Here is a 12,468-nt window from a genome sequence, read left to right on the forward strand (position 1 = left end):
TCGAGATGAAAATAAGCAAAAACATAATAGGACTTTTAGGAGAAAAGGCAGACTTCTATTTGGAACACGTTTGTGAAAAAATAACAAAGGATGAACTGCAAACCCCCAGTAAAGCAAACATAGATAAGGTATTTGTTCAAAGTAACAGAAATCCACAGGTACTGCGAAGTCTTTCGCAATTGTATAACCACGGAAACCTTGGCGGTACAGGCTATTTGAGCATCCTTCCCGTAGACCAGGGTATTGAGCACAGTGCTGCTTTTTCATTCTATAAAAACCCGGATTATTTTGACCCGGAGAATATTATAAAATTGGCAATAGAAGCAGGATGTAGTGGAGTGGCTTCCACCTTTGGGGTTTTAGGATTAAACGCACGAAAATATGCCCATAAAATTCCGTTTATCGTGAAGATTAACCACAATGAACTGCTTACCTACCCAAACAAATATGACCAAACACTATTCGGAAAAGTAAAATCAGCTTGGAATATGGGAGCCGTTGCTGTGGGTGCCACCATTTATTTTGGTTCTGAAGAAAGTAATAGACAGCTAAAGGAAATAGCCGAAGCTTTTGAAGAAGCCCATAGTTTAGGAATGGCTACCATTTTATGGTGCTATACCCGCAATGAAAATTTTAAAACCGAAAAGAAAGATTATCACGCTGCCGCCGACGTTACCGGACAAGCTAATCATATCGGCGTAACGATACAGGCAGATATCATCAAACAAAAATTACCTACAAACAATTTTGGATTTAAGGAAATTGGGTTTGGAAAATATGATGATGAAATGTATAAAACCCTTACCACAGAACATCCCATTGACCTTTGTCGATTACAAGTCGCCAATTGCTATATGGGCAAAATAGGATTGATCAATTCCGGCGGTGGCTCTAAAGGTGAATCAGATTTGACCGAAGCGGTAACAACAGCATTAATCAATAAAAGAGCTGGCGGCTCTGGATTGATTATGGGTCGAAAAGCATTTCAAAAGCCTTTTATTAGAGGGATTGAGTTACTGCACTCCGTCCAACAGGTATATCTGGAAGATAGTATAACCATAGCTTAATTATAACGAAAACAATTTAAAACCAATAAATCATGAAAAACATACTCGTACCTACAAACTTTTCAGAAAACTGCAAGAAAGCAGAGGAACTCGGAATTGAAATGGCAAAGCTTTACAATTCAGAAATTCATTTTTTTCACTTAATTAACACCCCCGTAAACTGGGTTGAGCTAGATAAGGAAAAAGAAAAAAGATATCCAGAAACAGTAAAAGAAATAGGAAGTGCAAAAGCCTCCTTGAGAGCACTGGAAAAAAAAGCAGAACAACAAGAGCTTGAATGCAGGACGTTCCTTGAGTTTGATGGCGGACAGGCAAATATACTTAAACACTCCGGTCATTTTCACCACGACTTTATTGTTACAGGAAGCAGCGGCACCCGAGGTGGAGTGCGCGAATTACTGGGAAGCAATGTAGAGAAAATTGTAAGAAAAGCCGATGTCCCTGTAATTGTGGTTAAGGATGAAAAAGTAACTTTTCCTTTTAATAATATTGTTTTTGTTTCAGATTTTCTGGAAGATGTGAGCGAAGCATTTAAGCAGGTTATTTCTATTGCGGAAAAGTGCGGTGCACATCTTCATTTATTGAGGGTTAATACCCAAACTGATTTTAACAGTATAGAACAGGGTTTGGACCCCATCAAGGAATTCTTGAAGAAATTCCCCGATTTGGATAACTTTTCAATGAATGTATATAATGAACCTGATGTAGAAACAGGTATAAACAATTTTTTGAAATATAAAGATGCCGATTTAATAGCAATGTGTACTAGTGGCCGTACAGGTTTTTTAAGCCTGTTCTCCAAAAGTATCGCCGAGGGCGTAACCAATCATTCCGAATTGCCGGTAATGACCATTAAGGTATAACAATGAATAAACCAGTCCTAATAAAAAAATATTCTGGTGAGTACGAAGCCTTTGATGTAAACAAACTCATCAACTCCCTGCGGCGTTCACGGGCAGATGAGGATATTATTCAGGATGTAGCCCGGAAAGTACAAGAGCAGATTGAAGAAGGAATGACAACCAAAAAAATCTATCAGTTGGCTTTCAAGATGCTAAAACGAAAATCTAGGGTAAGTGCCTCAAAGTACAAGCTCAAAAAAGCTTTAATGGAACTAGGTCCAACCGGTTTTCCATTTGAAAAGTTAGTAGGCAAACTATTGGCACACGAAGGATTTTCAACACAGGTTGGTGTCATAGTTCAAGGCAATTGCGTTCAGCACGAAGTGGATGTGATAGCACAAAAAGGAAATAAACATTATATGATTGAATGTAAATACCATAGTGACCAAGGCAGGTTTTGCAATGTAAAAATCCCATTATATATCCATTCACGGTTTTCGGACGTGGAAAAGCAATGGAAACACCAAAAAGGTCACGAGGCTAAACTTCATAAAGGCGGGGTTTACACCAATACGCGTTTCACAACCGATGCCATTCAGTACGGGAAATGTGTTGGAATGCTTATGACCAGTTGGGATTATCCAAGAGGAAATGGTCTCAAGGACAGAATAGATAAATCGGGGCTACATCCCTTAACCGCTTTAACAACACTTACCAAAGCTGAAAAAACAAAATTATTGGATCAAGGCATCATACTCTGCAAGGAGCTACACGAAAATCCAGACTTTTTGGAACAAATGGGTATCAGTAAGCTAAGGCAAAATAAGATACTCGAAGATTCAAGAGAATTATGTAGATCCCATTAATTCAAATAATGAATAATTACTAATTTTTAAAAATAATACAAATGAAAACTGAAGAATTGCAAAAACAGGGCAACATAGATTTAGAACCATTTTACCAGGCATTGGAAGATGACTCAAAACTACTTGAAGAAGCCCTTGAGATATTATTGGAAATGGTTCACTTTGAACCTAAATCAGTAAAGAAATTGGCTCTTTTTATTAAAGAGGATTCTCGTAATCTATATAAAGAAATAGTGGAATTGAGCAAATCAAAACAAGATAAAGGAAATACACCTTCCTGCTGTGGTGGACTCTAAATAAATACTATAAAGATGGATAACAATAAAATAAATATTCACTTTTTAGGTGCAGCAGGTACGGTAACCGGCTCAAAATATTTAGTGGACACAGGAGATAAAAAGATACTCATAGACTGCGGACTTTTTCAAGGGCTAAAGGAATTACGCCTTAAAAACTGGGAGTACCCACCTGTTAATGTTGCTGATATTGATGCTGTTTTGCTCACCCACGGCCATATGGACCACACAGGTTATCTGCCGAGATTGGTAAAGCAAGGTTTCAAAGGGCCCATCTATGGTACCAATCCCACCTTGGACATTGCAAAAATCATTTTGAATGATAGTGCAAAAATTCAGGAACAAGAAGCAGAACGTGCCAATAAAGAAGGCTATTCCAAACATAATCCTGCTGAACCATTGTACGACCTAAAGGATGTAGAAAAAACTATCCCTCATTTTAAAGGAATTCCGCAATCACAATGGATTCCATTGTTTGATGGCATAAGGGCTCGATTTCAATATAATGGACACATTCTGGGAGCAACTTACATTGAGTTGGATGTACACAGGAAACGTTTTGTGTTTTCTGGCGATATAGGCAGAACAAACGATTTATTACTGTTTCCGCCATTAAAGCCAAAAAAGGCAGATGTATTATTTATTGAATCCACCTACGGAGGAAGATTTCATCCTGATGAAGTAGAAGCACTTCCACAGATAGAAAAATTGGTCAATGACACCATCAACAGAGGTGGCAGCCTATTTGTTCCAAGTTTTTCAGTAGAACGTGCCCAATTGATGATGCTGATTTTTTGGAAATTATTGAAAGAGAAGAAAATACCAAAAATACAAATGATAATGGATAGCCCAATGGGAGCAAGTGTATTAGAATTGTTTCATCGCACAAGAGATTGGCACAGGTTGGAAGATAACGAATGTGACGAAATGTGCTCGCACTTTACGGTCGTAAGCAGTTATCGGGAAACAATGGAATTACGAACAGATAATAAACCGAAAATCGTGATTGCAGGAAGCGGAATGCTCACAGGCGGAAGAATGCTAAACTACCTTGAAACACAGGCACAAAACCCCAACAACACCTTGCTTTTTGTGGGTTATCAAGCTGAAGGTACGCGAGGCAGAAAATTATTGGAAGGCGATAAGGAACTAAAAGTCTATGGAAAATGGGTGCCCTTTGATATGGAAGTTGCAGAAATTGAAGGGCTTTCGGCACACGCAGACCACGCAGAACTTATGGACTGGATGGATAAGATAAAAAACAAACCCGAACGTATTTTCATTGTACACGGTGAAAAAGAGAGTGCAGAAGCATTGCAAAAAGGCATCAAGGAAACCTATGGGTGGGATGCAGAAATTCCGCAATTATACACCATCGAAGAAATAGAATAAATCGAAAAATCACAACAACCAATAAAATATGGACACACACTCAAACATATTAAAATATAAACATCTCGGAATCTATACCCAAAACGAAAATGTAGTGTATATGCGCGAAGATTGCCACGTCTGTATTTCAGAAGGGTTTGAGGCACTTACCCGAATAAGAATATCCAATGCAAATACATCAATCGTAGCAAGTCTTAATGTCCTGAATTCTGATATTCTGTTGCCTAATGAAATCGGACTATCAGATGCTGCTGCGAAAAAACTCAATGTTTCCCCAAACGATACATTATATGTTTCCCATTTAGAGCCTATTGAATCCTTAAGCCACGTCAGGGCAAAAATCTATAACAAAAAACTGGATTATAAGGCCTATAACAACATCATAACCGATATCGTGGAAGGCGATTATTCCAACATCCACCTTTCGGCATTTATTACTGCCTGTGCTGGCGACCGAATGGATATTGATGAAATATCCGACCTAACGAAAGCAATGATTGCTTCCGGAAAGCAACTGAACTGGAACAAGGATATCGTGGTCGACAAACATTGTATTGGCGGATTGCCTGGCAATAGGACAACACCATTGGTAGTTGCCATTGTTGCCGCGTATGGGCTTACTATGCCAAAAACATCCTCACGGGCAATCACTTCGCCAGCAGGCACAGCAGATACAATGGAAGTACTGACCAATGTTACGCTCTCTTCCGAGGAAATAAAGACCGTAGTAGAAAAAGAAGGCGGATGTTTTGTTTGGGGCGGTACAGCGCAGTTAAGTCCTGCCGATGATGTGCTCATTAAAATTGAAAAAGCCTTGGATATTGATAGCGAAGGTCAGCTCATCGCTTCAGTACTCTCTAAAAAGGCAGCAGCTGGTTCTACTCACGTGGTCATTGATATTCCCGTGGGAGAAACCGCCAAGGTTCGCAGTACCGAAATGGCAGAAAAACTAAAAAATCATATGGAAACCGTTGGAACTGCTGTTGGGTTGAATGTAAAAGTTGTAGTTACGGATGGCACGCAGCCTGTTGGAAGGGGTATCGGTCCAACTTTAGAAGCCATAGATATATTAAAAGTTTTGAAAAATGAGAAAGATGCACCTAAAGACTTAACAGAAAGAGCATTGCTTTTAGCTACTGAACTATTAGAACTTTCTGGAAAAGTAGAAAAAGGAAAGGGACAGGAAACCGCACATAAAATTCTCAAATCTGGAAAAGCATATGAAAAATTCGTAGCCATTTGTAAGGCGCAAGGTCAATTTTCAAAACCAGTTTTAGCACCTTATAAAATTGAAATTAAAGCTGAAAAGTCAGGCGTTTTGCAACGAATTGATAACCGTAAAATTGCAAAACTGGCCAAGCTTTCTGGAGCACCACAATCTAAATCGGCAGGGATTCTTCTAAATGTGCATTTGGGAGAACAAATCGAAGAGAACCAACTGCTTTATACCATATATGCTGAATCCAAAGGTGAACTTAATTATGCCTTGGAATATGAAAACAACCATAACGACATCATAACTATAAATTAAAGAACATACTATGAAAACAATATTATTCAGTCTTCCCGGAAATGAAGAACTCACAGAACTAATGGCTACAAAAATGGATGCTGAAGTGGGTCAAGCCACATTAAGGAAATTCCCTGACGGGGAATCATACACGCGCATATTGTCTGATGTTAAAGATAAATGTGTGGTACTGGTATGCACCTTGCACGAACCGGACGAAAAACTGTTGTCACTATATTTTTTAAGCCACACAGCCAAATCATTAGGAGCTATGTGTACCTGTTTGGTAGCACCCTATTTGGCGTATATGCGGCAGGACAAAGTATTTAATGAAGGAGAAGGAGTGACTTCCGGTTTCTTCGGAAAATTGATTTCTGGTTTCGCCGATAGCATTACCACAGTTGACCCTCACTTGCACAGAATTAGTTCGTTGGGAGAAGTGTATCAAATTCCAAATAAAGTGATTCACGCTGCCGACGCAATTTCAGAATGGATTAAAGAAAATATCGAAAACCCGGTACTTATCGGACCTGATTCTGAAAGTGAACAATGGGTATCAGAAGTCGCCAAAAATGCAGGAGCACCATTTACGGTATTACAAAAGGTGCGTCACGGTGACCGTGATGTAGAAGTCTCTGTTCCCGATGTGGATATATATAAAGATGCTACACCCATTTTGGTAGATGATATTATTTCCACAGCCCGAACAATGATTGAAACCGTACAACATCTTAAAAAAGCAGGAATGAAACCACCTATTTGTGTAGGCATTCACGCCGTTTTTTCAGGAAACGCCTATCAAGATTTATTGGATTCCGGAGTAGAAAAAATAGTGACTTGTAATACCATCCCACACTCTTCAAATGGAATAGATTTAAGTGATATTATGGCAAAAGAGGTAAAAAAATTAATGCACCATATATGAGAAAACAAGGCTTTATAGTACTAATCACTTTATTCAGCATCACAATGACTGGACAAACTGAAATGCTCATTGGGCAGATTTCAGGCAGAGTTGTTATTCGGGAAAACTTTGATGAAAATGGTTCTTTTTTAAATAAACAAACTTTCAAAGCCAGTGAAACAATAAAGAAAAATGGATACTATGAAATTGAGGTAGTTACGGAATTGTTTGATAAAGACAAAAAATTGACCGATAAATACACCACAACCTATCGTTGCAAGCCTGATGAAGCAAGTGTAGTGGTAATGGCTTTCCCGTTTTCCAATCCAAAATCAAAGAAAACAGAAATCAACACCACTTCAAAGAAATTTAAAGAACTATACAATTTGGATAATCTGAAAAATATTGAATTGGAAATGAGTTTTGACTCGGGCTTGTTGAATTTTTTCGGTTCAAAAAGCATCATAAAAATTTACGATCGAAAATTAGAAGCTGGCAAAAACACTATTAAATCAAAAATAAATATTAAGGCCTATGCCTGGGGTATTCGCATCAAGCAATTCAATTATACTGTTATTGAAAAATTAAATGAAAAAGGATTATTGACTTTTCAGAAATTTTCAGAAGCAGATAACAGCTATTTTACAATAAACTATAAATAAAGACAGATGAAAAATTACGATACACTTTCTGAAGCCATAAACGATTTACAGGGAAATGGCTATACATATGATTTTAACCTAAAACCAGAATGTTTGGAGTGTGCCTCACTAAAAATTGAAATACACCCAGAAGATTTTAATGTTGACGAGATGCATCGTTTTGAGGGTATGAGCAGTACCGACGATAATAGTGTGCTTTATGCTATTTCATCAAAAAATGGGATTAAAGGACTTTTGGTAGATGCCTATGGCGTCTATGCCGAAAACATTTCGGAAGCTATGAGAAAAAAATTACGATAACACTTAAACAAGACAATAATGGAAAATCACGAACACCACAATCACGATGAAATGGACCATTCTAAAATGGACCATTCGAAGATGAAACACAAAAAAGAAGACCATTCTAAAATGAACCACGGCAGTGGAGACCATTCTGGCCACAATCCAGGGCACGGAGAACACGGGCACGACCATCATAAAATGATGATTGCCGATTTTAGAAAACGGTTTTGGGTAACTTTAATCTTGACCATTCCCATCCTGATCATCTCCCCTATGATACAAGATTTTATTGGGTATGAGTTTTTGCTTCCTGGAAACCAGTACATTTTATTCGCTCTTTCTTCGGTAGTATATTTCTATGGCGGCTGGCCATTTATTACCGGATTCTGGTCCGAGGTTAAAAAAGGTGCACCGGGAATGATGACCCTTATTTCTATGGCCATTACCGTGGCGTACTTTTATAGTTCGGCAACGGTGTTTGGTTTAGAAGGTGTCGATTTTTTCTGGGAACTGGCTACGCTTATTGCTATTATGCTTGTAGGACATTGGATAGAGATGAAAAGCGTCTTGGGAGCATCAAAGGCCTTGCAGCTGTTAGTAAGCATGATGCCTGCCGAGGCACATCGTGTTAAAGGAGACACTATTGAAGATATTCCTCTGGAAGATTTACTGAAAGATGACGTAATACTTGTAAAACCAGGGGAAAAAGTTCCCGCTGATGGTATTATAGTAGAAGGTTCTAGTTATCTAAATGAATCCATGCTTACCGGAGAATCTAAACCGGTAAAAAAAGATAAAAAAGATAAAGTAATTGGAGGTTCGGTAAACGGTAATGGCAGTTTAAAAGTAAAAGTAGAGCATACCGGAAAGGACAGCTATCTCAACAAGGTCATCACTATGGTCGAGGAAGCACAAAAGTCTAAATCAAAAATGCAAAACCTCTCTGACAGGGCTGCAAAATGGTTGACTTACGTTGCATTGGGAATTGGATTTGGAACATTAGCGGTTTGGCTCATATTGGGCTTTCCATTTGTGTATGCTTTGGAGCGTATGGTAACGGTAATGATTATTGCGTGTCCGCACGCTTTAGGTCTTGCGATTCCGTTAGTAGTTGCTATTTCAACAGCTGTATCTGCTCAGAACGGGTTGTTGATTCGCAACAGGACCGCTTTTGAAGAATCCCGAAAAATAACGGCCTTATTATTTGATAAGACGGGAACGCTTACTAAGGGAGATTTTGGGGTTACAAGAATTGAATCTGTAAATGAAAAATTTTCGAAAGAGGAAATATTACGGTTGGCGAGTGCTTTGGAGCAAAGCTCGGAACACCCTATTGCGGTTGGAATAATTAAAAAGATAAAAGAAGATAAAGTTGCTATCCCAAATCCAGAAAACTTTAATGCGATTACGGGTAAAGGTGTGGAAGCAAATGTAGAAGGAAAGCAAATAAAAGTGGTTAGTCCTGGTTATTTAAGGGATGAAAAAATAACTATTCCCGAAGATGCCTATAGTGACGCCGCTGAAACTGTCGTCTTTGTCTTGATTGATGGAAAAATGGCAGGATATATTGCACTTGCCGATGAAATAAGACCAGAATCTGCCGAGGCTATAAAAGTCTTTAAAAAGAATAATATAAAAGTTTTAATGGCTACCGGTGATAATGAAAGAACTGCCAAAGCTGTTAGCGATAAACTCGGCTTGGATGGATACTACGCCGAAGTTTTGCCACATCAAAAAGTGGAAATAGTAAAAGAATTGGAAAGTAAGGGAGAGTTTGTGGCAATGACAGGAGACGGCGTGAACGATGCACCGGCTCTGGCTCAAGCCAATGTAGGTATTGCAGTAGGTTCTGGCACAGACGTAGCCGCTGAAACTGCGGATATTATTTTGGTAAACAGCAACCCACAAGATATTGCTAACTTGATTTTGTTCGGTAAGGCTACATACAATAAAATGATCCAGAACCTTATTTGGGCGACGGGGTATAACGTTATTGCCATTCCGTTGGCTGCCGGAGTGCTTTATTCTACCGGTTTTGTTTTAGGCCCAGCCGTTGGAGCTGTACTTATGAGTTTGAGTACAATTATTGTGGCCATTAATGCTCAGTTATTGAAAAAGAAAATTGGAAAAAAATAATGAGCAAAAAAAGAAAGCTCGGCAGGATCTTTTTGGTCCTGCTGAGTTTATTTGTAGTGATGTTGGGTTATGGTATTTTATTGCCAACCCTTCCCTACTATACCGAAAGATTAGCTTTAGGAGATAACCTAGATACTGATTCGATTAACTTTCATATTGGTTTTTTGACCAGTATTTACCCGCTCTTCCAGCTTCTTTTCGTTGTACTCTGGGGCAGGCTATCCGATAAATACGGACGAAAGCCCATTATCATTGTTGGGCTAATCGGCTTTGTAATTATGCAATTACTTACCTGTCTTGCTACATCATTGACGATGCTCTATATAGCTAGAATCTTCGGAGGTATTTTTACATCAGCTGTAATTCCCGTTAGTAATGCATATCTTAGTGATATCACTTCTATAAAGCACAGGACCAAGGTTATGGCCTGGTCTGGGGTAGCGATAAGTTCAGGTGTTATTTTTGGTCCTGTTTTAGGTAGCCTTCTATCCCAAACTAACCTACACTTTAAATATTCGTTTTGGATATTACATCTGGACCGGTTCTCAGTTCCTTTTATTTTGGTTGCACTTTTAGGTTTTACTGTATTGGTTATTTTGATTAAATCGTTTAGGAATACAAAACCGGTTAGCAGGTTTGTTTCAGGAAAACAAAAATTAAATTTTAGTTTTAGTAGGTTCTTTATTGTCCTATTACTGCTCTCTTTTGTTATGCAGTTTGTAGTGACCCTCTTTGAAACGGTTTTTTCAATTTATGGAAAAAATCAGTTGCTATTTTCAAGTAATCAGATAGGAATTGGTTTTATGGTCTGTGGGATAGTAATGGCGGTATTACAACCTGTATTTGCGACCTATGGAGAGAAAATATTGACAGCAAAACAACAAATTGGAGCCGGATTGTTGATTTCAGGCATTTCACTAATCGCATTTCCTTTTTTCGGCAATGAAATTTATGTCTATGTACTGATTGTAACATTCGCCACTGGTGGAGCAATTGTAACCCCTAACCTACTTTCAGCCGTTTCCTTACTTTCAAAAGAAAAGGCGGGCAGTAATATTTCTGTACAGACCTCGGCAAACAGTGTCGGACAGATTTTAGGCCCGATCATCGGAACCTGGCTCATTGCCGGTGGGTTTTATTATCCCTTCATTATAGCCGGCATCATTATAATTACCTTTATTGGATTACTTTATTTTTATAAATCTTCCAATGACAAATACTCAAAAATCACTTATTGATAATTAAGAGAATTCCAAGAACTTATACAGCCCACTAAATTTATTAAATTATGATACATATTATTACAACAGGAGGAACCATTGAAGGCTTTGATTATACGGAAAAAGAAAATGCTGAACTCGAGAAAGACAAAGTATTGATTAGAGAATTTCTTCAGTCAGCCAATATTTCCTTTCCCTATATTATCGAAAAGGTATTTGCAAAAGATAGCCGGTTCATAACAGATGAAGACAGAAAGTTTTTGCTTGAAAGAATAAAAACCTCCAATGCGCAAAACATTTTAATTACCCATGGGACTTTTACTATGGAAGATACCGCAGCATTTTTAGGAAAGCATAATCTAAGCAAAACCATAGTTTTAGTAGGGTCTTTCATTTTAGGAACTAAACCCAAGACAGATGCTCCATTCAATTTAGGGTTTGCTATTAGCGCTTTACAACTAATCAAGCCTGATGTTTATATCGCAATGAATGGTAAAGTTTTTCATTGGAAAAATGTTACTAAAAACCTGTACAATCATACCTTCAACAATGGCATCTCAGAGACCCGCTTGAATCAGCTAAGGGAACTAAACTGGCTGGACCAGGGTTATAATATTATGCTGATGGGGCCATCGGGTGTGGGCAAAACTTTACTTGCTTCCGGTCTTTGCAGCGATGCCATTGACAAAGGATACAAGGCTTATTTTAGAACGATGGAAGATATAGTAAATATGCTGAAAATGAGAGATATGACCCGAACCGCTACAGCTGATTACAAGCGACTCTCAAAGGCCGATCTCATTGTTATAGATGATATTATGCTCTTCCCGGTGGAAAAAAGCCAGGCAGTAGCTTTATTTAATTTTATCAATCAATTATATGAAAACACCTGCTTTATTATTACCACCAATAAAATGGCTGCGGACTGGGCTAAAATGCTGGATGATGAAGTTCTAGCTACGGCTTTACTTGACAGATTACTCTACCGATGCGACGTAATGAACCTATCTGGAAAAAGCTACAGAATGGAGAATAGAAAAACTTTTTTTGAACATAAAAAATAACCGATTATATTTACAAAACCTGTGCACTCTTGTTGCCAAAAACTGTGCACTCTTATTTACCATTTTCTGCGCATTGTTACTTACCGATTACACCATTAAAACACCACAACATCCATCAAATTTCAAGAAGTTAAATTTTGACCGTACTACGGTCATACTGGGGAATAATATCCAATAAACCTATTCAAATTTGTAGAACGAAAGTCAAATCAGGTCAGGGACTA

Annotated in this window: 12 protein-coding genes; all 12 read left to right on the forward strand. The window is 38.3% G+C overall.

Annotation, left to right across the window (positions count from 1 at the left end; translation table 11 throughout):
- Nucleotides 1-5: 5 nt before the first annotated feature.
- From RM529_RS08860 to RM529_RS08915, 12 genes are read left to right on the forward strand one after another with little or no spacing between them, the layout of a single operon-like run.
- The gene (locus RM529_RS08860) at nt 6-1,067 is read left to right on the forward strand and encodes a class I fructose-bisphosphate aldolase (protein WP_311484438.1); all 1,062 of its coding nucleotides are present in this window, start codon (nt 6-8) and stop codon (nt 1,065-1,067) included.
- 32 nt (nt 1,068-1,099) lie between these two features.
- Nucleotides 1,100-1,930: a universal stress protein gene (locus RM529_RS08865; RefSeq protein WP_075327068.1), complete on the forward strand. Its 831-nt coding sequence runs from the start codon at nt 1,100-1,102 to the stop codon at nt 1,928-1,930.
- 2 nt (nt 1,931-1,932) lie between these two features.
- Nucleotides 1,933-2,775 carry a restriction endonuclease gene (locus RM529_RS08870; protein ID WP_311484439.1) on the forward strand — a complete coding sequence of 281 codons (843 nt, stop codon included), beginning with the start codon at nt 1,933-1,935 and terminating at the stop codon, nt 2,773-2,775.
- A gap of 41 nt (nt 2,776-2,816) precedes the next feature.
- Nucleotides 2,817-3,071 carry a hypothetical protein gene (locus tag RM529_RS08875; RefSeq protein ID WP_013072813.1) on the forward strand — a complete coding sequence of 85 codons (255 nt, stop codon included), beginning with the start codon at nt 2,817-2,819 and terminating at the stop codon, nt 3,069-3,071.
- A gap of 15 nt (nt 3,072-3,086) precedes the next feature.
- Entirely contained in the window at nt 3,087-4,463 is a 1,377-nt protein-coding gene (locus tag RM529_RS08880) for an MBL fold metallo-hydrolase RNA specificity domain-containing protein (protein ID WP_093302921.1), read from the forward strand.
- Nucleotides 4,464-4,491: 28 nt separating this feature from the next.
- Nucleotides 4,492-5,994: a thymidine phosphorylase family protein gene (locus tag RM529_RS08885; RefSeq protein WP_311484440.1), complete on the forward strand. Its 1,503-nt coding sequence runs from the start codon at nt 4,492-4,494 to the stop codon at nt 5,992-5,994.
- Nucleotides 5,995-6,004: 10 nt separating this feature from the next.
- On the forward strand, nt 6,005-6,898 hold the full coding sequence (locus tag RM529_RS08890; RefSeq protein ID WP_008616396.1) for a ribose-phosphate pyrophosphokinase: 894 nt from the start codon (nt 6,005-6,007) through the stop codon (nt 6,896-6,898).
- A complete protein-coding gene (locus RM529_RS08895) occupies nt 6,895-7,539 on the forward strand; it encodes a hypothetical protein (protein ID WP_008616394.1) in 645 nt (214 codons plus the stop codon). Before RM529_RS08890 ends, RM529_RS08895 begins: the two co-directional genes overlap by 4 nt.
- Before the next feature lie 6 nt (nt 7,540-7,545).
- The gene (locus RM529_RS08900) at nt 7,546-7,839 is read left to right on the forward strand and encodes a hypothetical protein (protein ID WP_008616393.1); all 294 of its coding nucleotides are present in this window, start codon (nt 7,546-7,548) and stop codon (nt 7,837-7,839) included.
- 18 nt (nt 7,840-7,857) lie between these two features.
- Complete coding sequence (locus RM529_RS08905) at nt 7,858-9,960, forward strand: copper-translocating P-type ATPase (RefSeq protein WP_311484441.1); 2,103 nt, start codon at nt 7,858-7,860, stop codon at nt 9,958-9,960.
- Entirely contained in the window at nt 9,960-11,198 is a 1,239-nt protein-coding gene (locus RM529_RS08910; protein ID WP_311484442.1) for an MFS transporter, read from the forward strand. The genes RM529_RS08905 and RM529_RS08910 overlap by 1 nt, the downstream gene beginning before the upstream one ends.
- A gap of 50 nt (nt 11,199-11,248) precedes the next feature.
- Nucleotides 11,249-12,244: an ATP-binding protein gene (locus tag RM529_RS08915; protein WP_311484443.1), complete on the forward strand. Its 996-nt coding sequence runs from the start codon at nt 11,249-11,251 to the stop codon at nt 12,242-12,244.
- The last annotated feature ends 224 nt before the right edge of the window (nt 12,245-12,468 follow it).

This window comes from Autumnicola edwardsiae (assembly GCF_031846505.1).
GTDB classification, from domain to species: Bacteria; Bacteroidota; Bacteroidia; order Flavobacteriales; family Flavobacteriaceae; genus Autumnicola; species Autumnicola edwardsiae.

What these genes read in the sequence shown, in the direction of transcription:
- RM529_RS08860 (WP_311484438.1), top strand. Translation starts at nt 6, where the DNA reads ATGAAAATAAGCAAAAACATAATAGGACTTTTAGGAGAAAAGGCAGAC.
- RM529_RS08865 (WP_075327068.1), top strand. Translation starts at nt 1,100, where the DNA reads ATGAAAAACATACTCGTACCTACAAACTTTTCAGAAAACTGCAAGAAA.
- RM529_RS08870 (WP_311484439.1), top strand. Translation starts at nt 1,933, where the DNA reads ATGAATAAACCAGTCCTAATAAAAAAATATTCTGGTGAGTACGAAGCC.
- RM529_RS08875 (WP_013072813.1), top strand. Translation starts at nt 2,817, where the DNA reads ATGAAAACTGAAGAATTGCAAAAACAGGGCAACATAGATTTAGAACCA.
- RM529_RS08880 (WP_093302921.1), top strand. Translation starts at nt 3,087, where the DNA reads ATGGATAACAATAAAATAAATATTCACTTTTTAGGTGCAGCAGGTACG.
- RM529_RS08885 (WP_311484440.1), top strand. Translation starts at nt 4,492, where the DNA reads ATGGACACACACTCAAACATATTAAAATATAAACATCTCGGAATCTAT.
- RM529_RS08890 (WP_008616396.1), top strand. Translation starts at nt 6,005, where the DNA reads ATGAAAACAATATTATTCAGTCTTCCCGGAAATGAAGAACTCACAGAA.
- RM529_RS08895 (WP_008616394.1), top strand. Translation starts at nt 6,895, where the DNA reads ATGAGAAAACAAGGCTTTATAGTACTAATCACTTTATTCAGCATCACA.
- RM529_RS08900 (WP_008616393.1), top strand. Translation starts at nt 7,546, where the DNA reads ATGAAAAATTACGATACACTTTCTGAAGCCATAAACGATTTACAGGGA.
- RM529_RS08905 (WP_311484441.1), top strand. Translation starts at nt 7,858, where the DNA reads ATGGAAAATCACGAACACCACAATCACGATGAAATGGACCATTCTAAA.
- RM529_RS08910 (WP_311484442.1), top strand. Translation starts at nt 9,960, where the DNA reads ATGAGCAAAAAAAGAAAGCTCGGCAGGATCTTTTTGGTCCTGCTGAGT.
- RM529_RS08915 (WP_311484443.1), top strand. Translation starts at nt 11,249, where the DNA reads ATGATACATATTATTACAACAGGAGGAACCATTGAAGGCTTTGATTAT.